Raw genomic sequence first — 17,048 nt, forward strand, 5'->3', positions numbered from 1 at the left:
TAAAACACTCTATGTTAAAAAGGCAATAAACACCAAAGATATATTAGGTTTATTGCCTGAAAATTGGAAAGGGAGCGATTATACAGCGATTATAATAATCCGTACACAATCGCTGAAATAGCGACGGTTCCCATCACGGCAACAAAAGTATTGCTGACGATACTGCTTTTATATTTTGCTAATGCCGGCACGGTGTAAATGGCATAAACCGGCATAATAAACAGAATCATCGCAATAATCGGACCACCTAAACTTTCGATAAAACCGAGAATACTCGGGTTAATGGTTGCTACAATCCATAATGTGATAAAGAAAACAACCGCAGTAATTTTTTTGAATTTAGCCGATTCAATCGGTTTATCACGTAATTGATTCACTAACCCCTCTAAACCTTCACGCGCACCTAAATAGTGGCCGAAGAAAGAACTACCGATTGCTAAGAATGCCACGAAAGGTCCGAAGTAAGAAATAATCGGATTATCGAATTTATTCGCTAAGTAAGATAAAATCGAAATATTTTGTGCTTTGGCTTGTGCTAATTCTTCAGGTGTTAGTGTAAGTACACAACTGAATACAAAGAACATAACGAATAACACTAAGATCATTGCAGTTGAACGTAATACTTTGCTAGATTCAACTTCAGTTTTTTGCGGATCTTGATAATGTTTTTGTTGTGAAAGCGCAAATGATGAAATTGCCGGTGAATGGTTAAAAGCAAATACTAATACCGGAATCGTTAGCCATAAGGTAGTTAAGAAATCACCTGTGCTTGGCATTTGTTGTAATGCCGCACCATTCCATTCTGGAATCAGGTAAATAGATAAACCGAACAAGATTAACACTAACGGATAAACTAAGTAAGTGGTGATTTTTAACATCGCTTGTTCACTCAGTAACATTACGCTAATCATAACGGCAATTAATACGCCCGAGAGTAATGCGCGAGGCGGAACAGCCATCTGTAATTGGTTTTCAATAAATGAGCCGATCGTATTGGTGATACCGACACCATAAATTAATAGAATCGGGAAGATCGCAAAGAAGTAGAGTAAGGTAATAAATTTACCGGCGTTTTCGCCGAAATGTTCACGTACTACGTTGGTAATATCGCTACCCGGTTTGCCGGAAGACAGCACGAAACGAGCCAATCCTCGGTGTGCCAGATAAGTCATCGGCCCGACTAATAAGGTCATGACAATCAGCGGATAAAAACCGCTCATACCGGCGTTAATCGGTAAAAATAATACGCCTGCACCAACGGCAGTACCGAACAGATTTAGCACCCAAGTGAGGGAAAAACGATGAGATGGCGTAGCCATAAGATTCTCCTATTTAAATGTTAGAGTTATAAATTTATAAAATTTTGGACGCATCATAATCTTTCGGTTATATGAAACAAGTCAAAAATGTCAATTTTATGATCTAGCTAAAACTTTTATCATATTTAGATAATTATTTGATTATTCTTTATTTATTTAGTGATTAAAACTGCTTAACTTTGTTTTTTAAGCGTTAAATTTTTTACTTTTCTCTTTTGATTTATTAATGGATTGAAATAATTTACAAAATTGTAATGCATACGATTTATTAGTTATAAGAATGTTGATTTTGTTATTTCAAATTTATCTAAAAATGCCGTATGTTCGGCAAAATCAATCTATTTAAGGATTTTTTTATGCGCTTTTCTAAGATTTTTTTCGCCCTACCTTTTATTAGTTTCTCGTCTTTTTTAGCGGCAGCGCCGGCACATACTTTAGTAAATTGTGTCGCTACCGCTCCTCAAAAGTTAAGCCCGGCAATTACCAATGATGCGAATGATTTTAACGCCAGCTCGCAGCAAATTTATGATCGTTTATTGGCATTCAAAGCCGGTAAAATCGAGGTTGAGCCGAGTTTGGCGGAAAAGTGGGAAGTGAGTGAAGACGGTTTAACCTATACTTTCCATCTACGTAAAGACGTACCGTTTCACAGTAATAAGTTATTCACCCCAAGTCGCAACTTAAATGCCGATGATGTGGTATTTTCTTTTCAACGTCAGGCGGATAAAAGTCACCCTTACTACAATGTTTCCGGCGGCACTTATTTCTATTATCAATGGATGAATCTACCGAAAATTTTAAAATCGGTTGAGAAAGTTGATGATTATACGGTGAAAATGACGCTGAATCAGCCGAATAGTCCGTTTTTGACAACAGTTGCAATGGATTTCTTATCAATTTATTCCAAAGAATATGCGGATAAATTATTAGCGGAAGGCAAGCCGGAATTATTGGATCAACAGCCGATTGGCACGGGACCGTTTGAATTTCAAGTTTATCAAACCGACCAAGCGGTACGTTATAAAGCGAACCCGAATTATTGGCAAGGTAAAGCAAAATTTGAGCGATTAATTTTTGCGATTAGTCCTGATGCCGGTACACGCTATGCCAAACTGAACGCCGGTGAGTGTGATGTGATTGATTTCCCGAATATCGCCGATATTGCACAAATGAAACAAGATCCTAAAGTGACGTTATTTGAGCGTGAAGGGTTAAATTTAGCTTATCTCGGACTCAATACCCAAAAAGCAGCATTAGATAATGTGAAGGTGCGTCAAGCACTACAACACGCTACCGATAAAAAAGCGATTGTCAATGCGGTGTTCCAAGGCGGCGGTACGGTAGCGACGAATCCGTTCCCAAATTCGGTGCTTGGTTATAATGAAAATTTAGCTCAGTATGAATTTGATTTGGAAAAAGCGAAAAATCTATTGGCGGAAGCCGGTTATTCGAACGGTTTTGAAACCGAAATCTGGGTGCAACCGGTGGTGCGTCCGTCAAATCCGAATCCAAGACGTACCGCAGAAATTATTCAAGCGGATTGGGCGAAAATTGGGGTAAAAGCGAAATTAGTCAGCCACGAATGGGCGGATTTTAATAAGCGAACTCGTGAAGGCGAATTTTCAGCCGGTACTTACGGTTGGACGAGCCGTAACGGTGATCCGGACAATTTCCTGTTCCCGTTATTAAGCAAAGAAAATATTCCGGGCACCAATTATTCCCGTTGGACGGATAACGAATTTGAGGGCTTATTACAAAAAGCGGTACAAACACAGAATACTGCTGAACGTCAGCAGTTATATCGACAAGCGGTCGAAATTTTCCAAAAAAATACACCGATAATTCCGATTGCCCATGCGATTAACTATGTTCCGGTCAGCAAACGTGTGCAAGGCTTTGTACAAAGCCCGTTCGGTTATACTTATTTCTATAATGTGAGCCTAACGGAATAATATATCTTAAACTTTACAAAGTTTAATTGAAATTTAACCGCTTGTTGTTACTTAAAAACGCACTAAATTTTAGGATTTAGTGCGTTTTGTGCTATTAAGTCGGTCGTACGCCTAATGCGTGGCAAATCGCATAGGTTAATTCGGAGCGATTCAGTGTGTAGAAATGGAAATCTTTTACACCTTCTTTTGAGAGAATTTTAACCATATCCATGGCAATACTGGCGGCAACCAAATTTCGAGTAGTCTGATCATCATCTAATCCTTCATACATTTTGTGCATCCAATGCGGTACTTTAACATTGGTAATTTTTGCCATTTTTTGTAATTGTTTAAAATTCGTGACCGGTAAAATGCCCGGAATGATTTCCACATCAATTCCAACGGTTACGCAACGATCACGGAATCGAAGATAACTGTCAATATCAAAAAAGAATTGGGTAATCGCTCGATTAGCACCGGCTTCCACTTTTTGTTTTAAGTAAATCAGGTCGGATTGTGCCGATTTGGCATCCGGATGTACTTCGGGATAGGCGGCAACCGAAATATCAAAATCCGCCACTTCTTTTAATAATTTGACTAAATCGGTCGCAAAAAACGGTTGCTTAGTATAACCGGCAGGCTCGTCACCTCGTAATGCGACAATATGGCGAATACCGTTTTCCCAGTAATCCTTAGCGATTTCACGAAGTTGATCGGGTGTGGCGTCTATTCCGGTTAAATGCGGTGCGGCAAGTAAGCCGGTATCTTGTTGAATACGTTTTACAATCGAATGCGTACGTTCTCGCTCGCCTGAATTTGCCCCATAGGTAACGGAAACGAATTTAGGTTTAAGCGGAGCAAGTCGATGAATCGAATCCCAAAGCAACGTTTCCATTTTTTCGTTTTTAGCGGGGAAAAATTCAAAAGAAGCGTTAATATTGCCGTTTAAATCGGCAAGGGTATGATTTAAATGATCAATTTCTTTTGCATAGCTCATAATAAGTGTCTCCGTTTTATTCTGATTGTGATGAGAACACTGTAAAATGCCGAGCTAATTAAATCAATTTCATTATTTTCATATTTTTTATTAATCAAATTCATTTATGGAAGTGAAGTAATTATGAATCAAATTCATGTAGAGATATAAAATTTTTCAAGAACCAAATAAACGGAAGTTTGTTAAAATAAAAAAAACGTTATATTTATATATTAGGAATGATTACTATGTCTAAACTTTTCCCCAACGCAACACAACGTACTTCCGCACCTTACCGTTTTGATATCGTAGGGAGTTTTTTACGTACCGATCCGATTAAACAGGCTCGTCAGCAATGTTCATGCGGCGATATTTCCTGTGCGGATTTAACTCAAGTAGAAGATGCGGAAATAGCAAAATTAGTTGAACATCAAAAATCTGTCGGCTTACACGCAGTAACTGACGGAGAATTTCGCCGTACGTTTTGGCATATGGACTTTTTAGCCGCATTAGACGGTATTCAGGAAGTGGACGCAGAGAAGTTCTCGGTACAATTTAAACATCACAGCGTACGTCCGAAAACGATTAAAATTGTCGATAAAGTGGATTTTTCTGAATCACATCCGTTTGTAGAACATTTCCGTTCGCTACAAAAAATTGCCGGCGAAACGGAGGTGAAATTTACCATCCCTTCGCCGTCAATGTTACATTTAATTACCAATGTTCGTGCGGAAGATTATCAGCCGATTGCACGTTATGAAAATAACAACCAGCTATTGTTAGACGATATTGCCGATGCGTATGTCAAAGCGATGAACGTGTTCTATAAATTAGGTTGCCGTAATTTACAATTAGATGATACCAGCTGGGGCGAATTTTGTGCCGAGGACAAACGTGCAGCCTATAAAGCACGTGGTTTAGATTTAGACCAAATTGCCAAAGATTACGTCTATATGGTTAATAAAATCGTGGATGCAAAACCGGCGGATGATATTGCCATTACGATGCATATTTGCCGTGGTAACTTCCGTTCAACCTGGTTCTCAGCAGGCGGTTATGAACCGGTGGCGGAAACTTTATTCGGTACGTGCCGCATTGATGGTTTCTTCTTAGAGTACGATTCTGATCGTTCGGGCGATTTCAAGCCGTTACGTTTTATTAAAGATCAACAAGTAGTATTAGGTTTAATTACTTCAAAAGACGGTGAATTAGAAAATCGTGATGAAGTGATTGCTCGTATCCAAGAAGCTGCACAATATGTGGACATCAACCAGCTTTGTTTAAGTCCGCAATGTGGCTTTGCATCAACCGAAGAAGGTAATATTCTGACGGAAGAACAGCAATGGGCAAAACTGAACTTTATTCGTGAAATTAGCGAAGAAGTTTGGGGTAAATAATCGCTAAACGGATGATCAAAAGGGCAAGATAAAATCTTGCCCTTTATTTTTGTATTTTGTTTTACTGCTTATCGGCTAAGTAATGAGCACCTAAACTGTGCGGTTCGTTTAGCATCTGAGAAACGACAAGCTGTGCGGTTTTTAGTGCATAAAAGATTTCGATGCCTTGTTGCTGATGATGAGCAAGCGGATTAAAACGTTTTTCGAGCTGTTGCAGTTCGTTCAACAGTAAGGTTAAGTTGGCTTTGGTGCGATACACATTAGCAAAACGAGCCATTTGTTCACGAATTTGTTTGAGTACCGTACTCGCAAGCAGCGTATTATCTCCCATTGGATTGTTTAACTGATTAAGCACTTTTTCAGCCTGTAAACGATAGGTTTCAGTGTTTGCAAGCGGTTGGATTTCAGCAAATTTTTGCAAATTTTTGACCGCTTGTGCCACCGCTCGTTTGGCGAATACTAATCCCCCTCCGACCGAATTACCGCCTAAGCGATTTGCTCCCTCAATACAATGGGCTATTTCGCCAATCGCAAATAATCCGGCGACACAGGATTCGCCATACTCATCAATCTCAATTCCGCCGTTACAGCTATGTGCAAATGGCGCAATCGCAATTTTATCTTTAACCAAATCTATCCCGACTTCTTGGCGTAACCAATTAAGATAAACCGTATAAAACTCTTGCTTATCTTGATAAAGCTCTGGGCTATAGTGCAGGTAAATGCCTTTTTGCTGTGGGTTAGTCAATAAATGCTTCATCATCACCAAATCAAATTCGACACAAGGGAAATCCACACTAAACGGCGCATAATGGCTACGGGCTAACATCATCTGTTGAAATTGTGTTTCGGTTAGATGAGGAAATAGGTCTTGTCCGTTTTCATCGGTAATTTTAATAACGTACTTCAGCGTATGTTCGCCAAATAACACTTTGTATTTCGGCTCGACAAAAGAGGGGATAAATTGAATAAAAGAAAGATTAACCAGTTTCGTACCGGCTTGTTGAGCGATGGAATGTGTTGAGCCGATAATATCTGCCGGGTAAAGATTGTCTTTATACAAGCCGGCAATCCCCCCGCTGGCTAAAATGATTTGGCTGGTTTTGCAAAAAATATAGCAAATTTGACCGCTTGTATTCAGGCTAAATACCGCACCTTGTACTTGATTTTGTTCGGTAACAATATGCAGTAAGGTCGTTTGTTCATAAACGTCGGTAGATTGGCTATCAAGAATTTGTTTCGTCCGTTGAGCGGCTTCTCGCCAATGATTAATTAGATAAATAGGACGGGGATACTCGGCGAAACAGGCCGGGCGATTATCGTTGCGTAGCCAAGGTTTAAAGCCGATTTTTGCGAGTAATTCAATCGCTTGGGGCGAATCTTCGATATAGGCTTTCACTACTTTCGGATTCGTTCTGCCGTTGCCGACACGTTCAATATCTTGCCGGAATTTTTCCGTATCATTTTCGCCGGTCACTTGAATGCCCAGTGTGGCTTTTAACGGAAAGAAACTTGCTCCCGAACCAATAGGCGTTTTGCTGATTAACGTAGTTTTCATCCCAAGTCGTTCCGCTTCAACTGCCGCCGCAAGCCCGGCAATACCTGAACCGACAATCAGCAAATCAGTATAAATCGTTTGGGTAATTTGAATTGAGTGCATAATCAGTATAAGTAAAAGGGCAGGATAAACCTGCCCTGAATATGAGATAAATTATAATAATGACGGTGCGGCATTAATCAGCGTACGAGTGTATTCCTCTTTCGGCGAATTAAATACTTCGCTTGAACTGCCGGTTTCCACCACTTTTCCGCCGTTCATCACCACAATGCGATCCGAAACTTGGTGTACGGTTTGTAAATCGTGGGAGATAAATACCATTGCAAGATTCAGCTCTTTTTTAAGATCAGCAAGTAAATTTAATACTTGCGCCCGTACCGATACGTCAAGTGCAGAAGTCGGTTCATCGGCAACAATCAGTTTCGGATTGAGCGCTAAGGCTCTGGCAATGGCGACACGTTGTTTTTGCCCACCGGATAAACGGGTCGGCTCTACTAAAGCGGCGGAACGAGGTAAACCGACTCGAGAGAGTAATTCGTACACTCGTTTTTCTCGTTCGTGCGGTTGCAATACGTTATGAATATCCATCGGATCTTTTAAAATATCCAATACACGCATACGAGGATTGAGAGCGGTTGCCGGATCTTGGAAAATGACTGAAACTTGACGACCGAACTGTTTACGGGCTTCGGTGCTGCCGTATTTCATTTGTAAGCCGTTAAATTTGACCGTGCCGGAAGTCGGTTTTTGTAAACCGATCATAATACTGGCTAAGGTCGATTTACCGCAGCCGGATTGGCCGACTAACCCGACCGTTTCCCCCGCATAGATTGATAAACTGACATTATCTACCGCTGTGAATTTTTTCGGATTAAACAAAGTCCCGTCTCTAGAGGCAAATTGCATCACAATATCGGATAATTCAAGAATCGGTTGTTCTTTTAACACTTTCATACTCATGACTTATCCCTCCACGCGTTTTTCTTGTGTTGCTAAATGTGATGCCCAAAAATGTTGCGGGTGATCCTCGGTGGCAACCAGTTGTAAATGTTGCTCCGGATCTGCTTCCGGACGTAATGAACGGCTGGCGAAGCGGTCACCTTTCGCAAAGTCGAATGGTGACGGTACGCTGCCCGGAATTTGATATAAGCGTTCGGCACGTAATTCGGTTGAGAGAACCGAACCGAGTAAACCTCGGGTATATTCGTGAGTCGGATTGGCTAAGAGCGGTGTAGTCGGTGCGGCTTCAACCACTTGACCGGCATACATTACTGTGATGTGGTGTGCCATTTGTGCCACAAGTGCAAGATCGTGGCTGACGAATACCATCGCAAAACCGAGTTTTTCACGTAATTCATTTAAGAGTTTGATCACTTCCGCTTGTACCACAACATCGAGCGCAGTGGTCGGTTCATCTGCGATTAATAATTTAGGCTCACGAGCGAGTGCCATGGCAATTAAGACTCGCTGACGTTGTCCGCCTGAAAGCTCGTGTGGATAACGGTTAAGCGTTTTTTCCGGATCGAGTTTTACCCATTGCAATAAAGTCTCTGCGCTTTGCTTTCCACCACGGCTAATTAACTGTGCCATTTGATCTTTGATTCGCATAGACGGGTTAAGCGCACTTAACGCATCTTGGTAAATCATTGAAATTTCATGACCTCGAAGCTCATTTAATTGATCAGATTTAAGTAAATCATACTGTTTACCGCTACGATCAGTAAATAAGATTTCACCGGTGATCTGGGCGGTTTTCGGTAATAAACCCATGATAGAGAATGCCGTGATAGATTTACCACAACCAGATTCCCCAACTAAGCCCATGGTTTCACCTTCATGTACAGTAAAGCTGATGTTATCAACCAACGGAATTTCACCGTAACGATTCGGGAAGCGAATTGATAAATTTTTCACTTGTAAAATCGGTTTCGCATTGGCATTTAATTGCATACGGTCAGTACGAGCGGTTTCTTTTTCACGTAATTTCAGTAAATAACGTTTTAAGGCGAGCGTTTCTGCCATCGCTTCTTGCACATCGGTAGAAAGCGGTTTTGCGACATCTTCTTTGGTTTTTGGTGATGTTTTAAGTTTTGGATTCACTAACGCATCGGTTAAACCTTCCGCCAAGATATTTAATGCTAATACGGTAAGCAGAATCATAATTCCGGCAAAAGTGGTCGCCCACCAGAAACCGCTTAAGACGAGGTTACGCCCTTCCGATAAGATATTGCCCCAAGACGGGAACGGCGGTTGTACGCCCGCACCTAAGAATGAAAGAGACGCTTCAAATACGATGGCATCCGCCACCATTACTGTGGCAAACACTAACACCGGTGCGGCAGTATTACGTACAACGTGTTTAACTAAAATATAAGTACGGCTACCGCCTAACACACGTTCGGCACGCACGTAATCTTCTTCCCATTGGGATACGACATTCGCACGTACCACCCTTGCAAGCTGCGGTGTATAAACGACCGCTATGGTAATGATAATCACCGGAACGGAGTTACCAAAAGTCGCAAGTAATACTGCGGCAAGAGCAATGCCCGGAAACGCCATCAAAATATCCATTAACCGCATGATCACTTCGTTACCGAATTTGTCTGCGGTTGCAGCGGTTGCACCTAAAATACCACCGAATAAGATAGCGACACCCACCGCACCTAAACCGATAAAGAGTGAAGTTCTTGCTCCCCAAACCATACGAGAAAAAATATCACGTCCTAAACGGTCAGTCCCGAATAGATAGTCACCGCTTGGTGCTTGCACAGGTCTAATGGTTTGTAATGGATCATAAGGGGCGACAATAGGGGCTAAAATTGCAATACAAGCCACAAATAAAATGAAAATCAATGCAATTTTTGAACTGGTTGATAATGCTCTAAATCTAGCTCCACCGTTAGCTAGTCGAGCGGCTAATCCTTGACGAAACATTATAGACTCCGAATTTTTGGATTAATGAGCAAATAGAGAATATCAACAATGATATTAACTAATACGAAGGTAAAGGCGATAGTAAGCACCACACCTTGCACTAAGTGTAAGTCGTGGTTCACGATACCGTTAAAGATAAGTTTACCCATACCAGGTAAATCAAAGATTTGTTCGATAACCACTGCACCACCGAGTAAATAGCCGACTCGTAAACCAAGGACGGTCACCGGAGTAATTAAGGCGTTACGTAAGACATTGTGACGAATTACGGTTGAATAAGGCACACCGTTACCGATGGCGGTACGCACATAATCTTTATCCATTTCTTCTACCATAGTAGTACGCACGACACGAATTAATGAGGCACAAACCGGTACAGCAAGAGCAAGTGACGGTAAAATCATTGAACGAAAATATTCATTCGGATCTTCATTAAACGGTACAAAACCGCCGGACGGTAACCAATCCAGTTTTAAAGAAAAGTATTGAATCAGTAAGATACCAAGCCAGAAAGACGGTGTGGCAACCGCAGCCACCGAAATTAAACGAATCACTTGATCGACCCAACGGTCATGATAAAGCGCAGCAAGAATACCTAATGAGAAAGAAACGATTGCCGCTAAGAATACCCCGATAAAAGTCAGTTGTAAGGTCAGCGGAAATGCTTTAGCAATCATATCAATAATAGGTTGTTCCGGTGGCGTAGTCATACCGAAATCCAAAACGAATAAATTGCCGAGAAAACGAAAATATTGCACGACTACCGGGTCATTTAAGCCATGTTGTTCTCGATAAATTTCTTTAGCGGCTTCACTGGCACTTTCACCTAAAGCAACCGTAGCAGGATCACCCGGTGTAAATTGCAATACGATAAAAACTAAAGCGGTTACGCCCAAAATCATTATCGGTAGAGCAAGCAAGCGGCGAAATAAAAGACGAAGGATAATTTCCATTGGGACTCCCTCTTTATTGTGATAAGAGTAAGAAAAAGCGGTTTAAATTTTGAATATTTTTGTAAGAATGCCCTCTGCAAGCACAAAGGGCATTGTATATCATTATTTACGACCGACGCCTAAGAATGACAAGCCTGTTGTCGGTAACGGTTGGAAATCGGTAAGTGATTTATCGCTCCATGCAGTCGGTAATTTACGATGAACGATCGGGTAAAGCGGCACTTGTTCGGCAATAATATTGATTGCTTTGGTCCATGTTTCTTTTGCACCCGCCGGATTTTTCGCCGCTTCATCCAGTAATTTTTGTACTTCGGCATATTCAGGCGTATTTGCCCAACGGAAACGACGTTTCGGCCATACATCACCACGATACCACCAGCTTAATAACAAGTCTAAGTCATTACCGAATACGGACGGGTCGCCCGGTGCGATAACCACTTCAAACGCACCTTTATCAACGTGCGTGCCGTATAACGCACCGGATTGTAAATGTTGAAGCGTTACTTTCACACCTTTTAACGCATTCCAAGATTCAAGAATAAGCGGCGCACATTCTTTTACCCAAGCGTGATCAGTTGCGAGTAATTCGAATTTTAATTCTTTGATACCCGCTTCCGCTAATAGGCTTTCGGCTTTTGCTTTATCGAAGTCATATTGGTTGGCGGCTTTTACATAATCAGGGTGAGTGTCTTGAACGTAAGAACTTGCCGCTTTCGCATTGCCTAAGAACACAATATCGATTAATTTTTGCGTATCTAAACCGTAATGTAACGCTTGGCGTACTTTCGGGTTATCAAACGGTGCTTTTTCACAGTTAAACATTAAGAATAATAAACCGAATGATTGAACCGATTCGACTTTACCTTTGCGTTTTAAGCGTTCGGCATCGAGATACGGTACGGACTCAATCGCTTGTACACGACCGGATTCTTGTGCGGTGACACGAGCGGCATCGTCGGATAATAAGAACCACGTCATTTTATCTACTTTAGCCGGATACATACCGTTGTAAGCGGTATTCGCTTCAAAGACAATACGGTCGTCTTTGGTTGCAGACACAAATTTATAAGGACCTGAACCGACAGGTTTGGCATCAAAGGCGGATTGACCGGCTTCTACGATATGTTTCGGCACGATTTTGACGATGGTTAAACGTTCTTTAAATAAAGCGAACGGATATTTTAATTTGAATTCGACCACTTTATTGTCAAGTGCTTTTACCGAAGCGATAAACGGAATAAATTGAGCGAACAGTGAGGCTTTCGCCGGATCTAACACACGTTCAAACGAGTAAACCACATCTTCGGTGGTAACCGGTTTACCATCGTGGAAGGTCGCCCCTTCACGTAAGGTAATATGGTATGTTACCTCATCTTTCTGTTCAGGCTCTTTAGCCGCTAAAGCTAAATAAGGTTGGCGAGTTGCCGGGTGTAAATCCACTAAACCTTCAAAGATATGTAAGTTAGCCGCCATTGAAGAGGCGCCGCTTGAAGTAAGCGGGTCAAAACCGGTTGAAATCGGATAAGCGATACCGGCTTCGATAGTTTTACCGGCTGCGGCAAACGCATTATTTGAGAAAGTACCTAAGGTACCGGAGAATGCAAATCCCGCTCCGACACCGGCGAGAAGTTTCATGAAGTGGCGACGTGAGTCGTTATGAGAAAAATGAGAAGTCATAGCACACCTCTTTATGTTTAATTAGATTAGATATATTCAGCACAACCTTAATCTGAACAATGATAGTGTTCTTTTTTAGATTTAAAAATGAAGTGATAAAATCAAAATTAATTCTAAAAATGGATTGAATCTATCATAACAAGTTATTAAAGAGGGTAAAGCCTCTAATGTTAGATTTGTGATCTCTCTCACAGAAAACTTTGCTTTTCAGTTTGAAGACTTTTCGCTATCATCATTTCTATTTAATCAGAGCAATTAGAGCGTGAATTTAGCCCTCCCTCCCTTAAGTCTTTATATCCATATTCCGTGGTGCGTACAAAAATGTCCGTACTGCGATTTCAATTCACATGCACAAAAAGGCGTAATTCCGGAAGCGGAATATATTCAACATTTACTTGCGGATTTATCGCAAGATTTGACCGCTTATCAAACGGCAATCGGCGATCGTAAAATTCATTCGATTTTTATTGGCGGCGGTACGCCGAGTTTATTTTCAGCAGAGGGAATCGCTTATCTACTGGCGGAAGTTGAAAAGCGTATTCCGTTTGAAGAGCATATCGAGATTACTCTTGAAGCAAATCCCGGCACGGCGGAAGCGGAACGTTTTCTTGGTTATGCACAAGGCGGTGTAACACGTATCTCAATGGGGATCCAAAGTTTCGAGCCGGAAAAACTGCTCAAACTTGGACGTATTCACGACTCGAATGAGGCGAAACAAGCGGTCATTTTTGCGCAAGATTCTGCAAAATCCGGTTTGCAAAGTTTTAATATCGACTTAATGCACGGCTTACCGAATCAATCGGTGGCACAAGCACTGGACGATTTACGACAGGGGATTGCGCTCGCACCACCGCATTTGTCGTGGTATCAATTAACCATTGAGCCGAACACGATGTTCTATTACCGTCAGCCGACTTTACCGGACGACGATGAATTATGGGATATTTTCGAGCAAGGTCATCAGTTACTCACCGCTGCCGGCTATGAACAATATGAAACCTCGGCTTATGCGAAAAAAGGTTATCAATGCCGTCATAATCTCAATTATTGGCGTTTTGGCGACTATTTGGCGATTGGTTGCGGAGCGCACGGTAAGATTAGTTATCCGACCGGCGAAATTTACCGCTTCAGCAAAACCAAACACCCGAAAGGTTATATGCGAGGTGAATATCGTTACAGCCAAGATTTGATTGAGCTTGCTGATCGTCCGTTTGAATTTTTTATGAATCGTTTCCGCTTATTGGAGGCGACCCCAAAACAAGAATTTGAGTTCTACACCGGTCTTGATCGTGAAATCGTTAGACCAACAGTGGATTGGGCATTAAGCAAAAATTACATTACAGAAACCGAAAAACATTGGCAGATTACCCAGCACGGTAAGTTGTTTTTAAATGAATTATTGGAAGGTTTTTTAGAATAGCTTTTGCAAAAAAATTCAAAGATTTGACCGCTTGTAGTAGAATACAAGCGGTCTTTTTTTAGGAATTTTTTGCAATGAATACACTTAAAGCAGGCGATAAAGCGCCTCAATTTACTTTATTGGATCAGCACGAACAACCGGTTTCGCTGAGTCAATTTGCCGGTAAAAAAGTATTAGTTTATTTTTACCCGAAAGCCTTAACGCCGGGCTGTACCACACAAGCTTGCGGCTTACGTGACAGTAAATCGGAATTAGATAAATTAAATATCGTAGTGCTAGGTATTAGCCTGGATTTACCGAAAAAATTAGCCCAATTTGTCGAGAAAAAAGCACTGAATTTCACACTATTGTCGGATGCGGATCACCAAGTTGCCGAAGCATTCGGCGTGTGGGGCGAGAAAAAATTTATGGGCAGAACCTATGACGGTATTCACCGAATCAGTTTTTTAGTGAATGAACAGGGCGTGATTGAGCAAGTATTCGATAAATTCAAAACCAATGAGCATCATCAAATGGTAGTCTATTTTGTAAAAGGAACAAAATAATGGCGAATAAAGCGATATTTTTAGATCGTGACGGTACGATTAATATAGATCACGGTTATGTACATCAAATTGACGATTTTCAATTTATTGAAGGTGTCGGCAAAGCGTTAAAGCAGTTACAAGATAAAGGTTATCTATTGGTATTGGTCACCAATCAATCCGGTATTGCGCGCGGTTATTTTAGTGAAGAACAATTTAATCAATTAACGGAATGGATGGATTGGTCGCTGGATGAAGATTACGGCGTTGTGTTAGACGGTATCTATTATTGTCCGCATCATCCGGAAGGCAAAGGCGAATATAAAGAAGATTGCGATTGCCGTAAACCGAAAGCAGGAATGTTTACTCAAGCGATTGCCGATTTGGATATTGATCCGGCACAATCGTATATGGTCGGTGATAAATTAGAAGATCTGTTAGCGGCTGAAGCTGCCGGTGTGAAAACGAAAGTGTTAGTGCGTACCGGTAAACCGGTTACCGCAGACGGCGAAGCGAAAGCCGATCTCGTATTAGACAGTTTAGTGGATTTAGTCCGTTATATTAAATAATAAAGAAAGAAGATGAACTACAACGATAAAACATTATCTGCTCTGAAATTAGGGCAAAAAACCGAATATAAAAGCGAGTATGATCCTACGCTTTTACAGCCTGTTCCCCGTAAATTAAACCGTGACGGTTTAGGGATTACCGAACAACAACCGTTTGATCGAGGTGTAGATGTTTGGACCTGTTATGAGTTGTCTTGGTTAAACGAAAACGGTTTACCGCAAGTGGCGATTGCGGATGTGGCAATTGATTTTCGTAGTGAAAATTTAATCGAATCCAAAAGTTTTAAGCTCTATTTAAACAGCTTTAACCAAACCAAATTTGCTTCATTGGAACAAGTGGAGCAAACATTGGCTAAAGATCTCAGCCAATGTGCAAGCGGTCAAGTTTCGGTAAAAGTTTACAAATTATCCGCTTACACTCAGCAACCGATTGTTGATTTTGCCGGTGAATGTATTGATGAACAAGATATTCAAATTGACAGTTACGAATTTTCTAACGAGCATTTAGTAAGCGTGGCAGAGGGGGAAGTGGTTGAGGAAACTTTAGTCAGCCATTTGCTGAAATCAAACTGTTTGATTACCTCGCAACCGGACTGGGGCAGTGTGCAAATTCACTATGTCGGTAAAAAATTAAATCGAGAAAAATTATTACGCTATTTAGTGTCATTCCGTGAACATAATGAGTTCCACGAACAATGCGTAGAGCGTATCTTTACCGATTTGATTCAATTTGCACAGCCGGAAAAATTGACGGTCTATGCACGTTATACCCGCCGAGGCGGTTTGGATATCAACCCGTTCCGTTCAAATTTTGAGTCTGTTCCGCAAAATTTAAGAATGGCAAGGCAGTAAGAAAAATGCCTCGGAAAATCGAGAACGATATTTTGGGGCTTTTTTCTATTTATTTCCTATTTGCTTTTCAACGGAAGTCAGCATTCCTCTTAATAAATTTAACTCGTTGGTTTCAAGTTCTGCACGTTGGTATAAGCGACGGAGCTTGAGCATTACCGTATCATTGCGAATAAAACCTAATTGTTTATACAGTCGTTCGGTGTGATTAAAGAAATGTTCCAAAGCCTCGGTATTCGGATAATCTTTTTCCTCAACAAGCAGTCGAATTTGCGGATTTTTTTGCAAATCTAACCACGCCATACGTACTTCATAACTTGCCAGCTGTACTGCCATCGCTAAATTTAACGAACCGTAGTCAGGATTAGTCGGAAAATTTAAATGATAATGGCATTTTAATAATTCTTCGTTAGTTAATCCGACTCGTTCCCGACCGAATACAATTGCCACTTTGCCTTTTTCGGCACGTTCCACCGCCAATTTGCCGCAATCTCTTGGCTCAATTAGACTATTTTGCAAATGGCGTAATCTGGCACTGGTACCGATTACTAATTGGCAATCTGCAATCGCTTGTTCAAACGAGTGGAAAACTTGGGCGTTATCCAGCACATCTTTGGCGCCGGCGGCAAGTGCTTGGGCTTGTTCGTCAATCGGATTAAGCGGAGACACTAAACGTAAATTTGAAAGCCCCATGGTTTTCATCGCACGAGCGGCGGAGCCAATATTAGCGGGTAGAGAGGTTTCAACTAAGATAATCCGGATTTGGTCTAAAATATTCATTATATTCTATAAATAAGAAATTTTGTAAGATTTTAGCAGATTTGAGTCAAACTGAAAATTCGCAAAATTCTGTCAAATAATTAAATTGATAAGTCGAATTTTTTACAAATTTCTCCGATTTAATGATACATTTAAGCGAGTTTTTTAAAACGAAGTGG

At 41.1% G+C, this 17,048-nt stretch carries 14 protein-coding genes; 6 read left to right on the forward strand and 8 right to left on the reverse strand.

Annotated elements, in window-relative coordinates; genetic code table 11:
• Positions 1–89: 89 nt before the first annotated feature.
• Positions 90–1,319 carry an aromatic amino acid transport family protein gene (locus tag DY200_RS02265; protein ID WP_115586765.1) on the reverse strand — a complete coding sequence of 410 codons (1,230 nt, stop codon included), beginning with the start codon at positions 1,317–1,319 and terminating at the stop codon, positions 90–92.
• Between the two features lie 356 nt (positions 1,320–1,675).
• Here DY200_RS02265 and DY200_RS02270 point away from each other — a divergent pair, with 356 nt between their 5' ends.
• On the forward strand, positions 1,676–3,271 hold the full coding sequence (locus tag DY200_RS02270) for an ABC transporter substrate-binding protein (protein WP_115586766.1): 1,596 nt from the start codon (positions 1,676–1,678) through the stop codon (positions 3,269–3,271).
• A 94-nt stretch (positions 3,272–3,365) separates the two neighbouring features.
• On the opposite strand, the gene metF is transcribed toward DY200_RS02270, so the two are convergent.
• Complete coding sequence (metF, locus tag DY200_RS02275) at positions 3,366–4,247, reverse strand: methylenetetrahydrofolate reductase (RefSeq protein ID WP_115586767.1); 882 nt, start codon at positions 4,245–4,247, stop codon at positions 3,366–3,368.
• Positions 4,248–4,465: 218 nt separating this feature from the next.
• Here metF and DY200_RS02280 point away from each other — a divergent pair, with 218 nt between their 5' ends.
• On the forward strand, positions 4,466–5,623 hold the full coding sequence (locus DY200_RS02280; protein WP_172539909.1) for a 5-methyltetrahydropteroyltriglutamate--homocysteine S-methyltransferase: 1,158 nt from the start codon (positions 4,466–4,468) through the stop codon (positions 5,621–5,623).
• Positions 5,624–5,684: 61 nt separating this feature from the next.
• On the opposite strand, the gene DY200_RS02285 is transcribed toward DY200_RS02280, so the two are convergent.
• The 5 genes from DY200_RS02285 to DY200_RS02305 all read right to left on the reverse strand — a co-directional run bounded on the left by DY200_RS02285 (position 5,685) and on the right by DY200_RS02305 (position 12,748).
• On the reverse strand, positions 5,685–7,283 hold the full coding sequence (locus tag DY200_RS02285; RefSeq protein WP_115586769.1) for an FAD-dependent oxidoreductase: 1,599 nt from the start codon (positions 7,281–7,283) through the stop codon (positions 5,685–5,687).
• A gap of 51 nt (positions 7,284–7,334) precedes the next feature.
• The gene (locus DY200_RS02290; RefSeq protein ID WP_039197125.1) at positions 7,335–8,141 is read right to left on the reverse strand and encodes an ABC transporter ATP-binding protein; all 807 of its coding nucleotides are present in this window, start codon (positions 8,139–8,141) and stop codon (positions 7,335–7,337) included.
• A gap of 3 nt (positions 8,142–8,144) precedes the next feature.
• Positions 8,145–10,118 (reverse strand): dipeptide/oligopeptide/nickel ABC transporter permease/ATP-binding protein, encoded by a 1,974-nt coding sequence (locus DY200_RS02295; RefSeq protein WP_115586770.1) that lies wholly within the window; start codon positions 10,116–10,118, stop codon positions 8,145–8,147.
• The gene (locus DY200_RS02300; protein WP_115586771.1) at positions 10,118–11,071 is read right to left on the reverse strand and encodes an ABC transporter permease; all 954 of its coding nucleotides are present in this window, start codon (positions 11,069–11,071) and stop codon (positions 10,118–10,120) included. The genes DY200_RS02295 and DY200_RS02300 overlap by 1 nt, the downstream gene beginning before the upstream one ends.
• A gap of 102 nt (positions 11,072–11,173) precedes the next feature.
• Entirely contained in the window at positions 11,174–12,748 is a 1,575-nt protein-coding gene (locus DY200_RS02305) for an ABC transporter substrate-binding protein (protein WP_115586772.1), read from the reverse strand.
• Positions 12,749–13,010: 262 nt separating this feature from the next.
• Here DY200_RS02305 and hemW point away from each other — a divergent pair, with 262 nt between their 5' ends.
• The 4 genes from hemW (at position 13,011) to queF (ending at position 16,113) form a co-directional block, all read left to right on the forward strand.
• Entirely contained in the window at positions 13,011–14,168 is a 1,158-nt protein-coding gene (hemW, locus tag DY200_RS02310; protein WP_115586773.1) for a radical SAM family heme chaperone HemW, read from the forward strand.
• Positions 14,169–14,242: 74 nt separating this feature from the next.
• Entirely contained in the window at positions 14,243–14,713 is a 471-nt protein-coding gene (bcp, locus tag DY200_RS02315; RefSeq protein WP_115586774.1) for a thioredoxin-dependent thiol peroxidase, read from the forward strand.
• Positions 14,713–15,261 (forward strand): D-glycero-beta-D-manno-heptose 1,7-bisphosphate 7-phosphatase, encoded by a 549-nt coding sequence (gmhB, locus tag DY200_RS02320; RefSeq protein WP_115586775.1) that lies wholly within the window; start codon positions 14,713–14,715, stop codon positions 15,259–15,261. The genes bcp and gmhB overlap by 1 nt, the downstream gene beginning before the upstream one ends.
• Before the next feature lie 12 nt (positions 15,262–15,273).
• Positions 15,274–16,113 (forward strand): NADPH-dependent 7-cyano-7-deazaguanine reductase QueF, encoded by an 840-nt coding sequence (queF, locus tag DY200_RS02325; RefSeq protein WP_115586776.1) that lies wholly within the window; start codon positions 15,274–15,276, stop codon positions 16,111–16,113.
• Positions 16,114–16,158: 45 nt separating this feature from the next.
• Here queF and trmJ read toward each other — a convergent pair whose 3' ends face one another.
• Entirely contained in the window at positions 16,159–16,890 is a 732-nt protein-coding gene (gene trmJ, locus DY200_RS02330; protein WP_115586777.1) for a tRNA (cytosine(32)/uridine(32)-2'-O)-methyltransferase TrmJ, read from the reverse strand.
• Positions 16,891–17,048 lie beyond the last annotated feature (158 nt).

Source organism: Actinobacillus lignieresii (assembly GCF_900444945.1).
GTDB lineage: Bacteria > Pseudomonadota > Gammaproteobacteria > Enterobacterales > Pasteurellaceae > Actinobacillus > Actinobacillus lignieresii.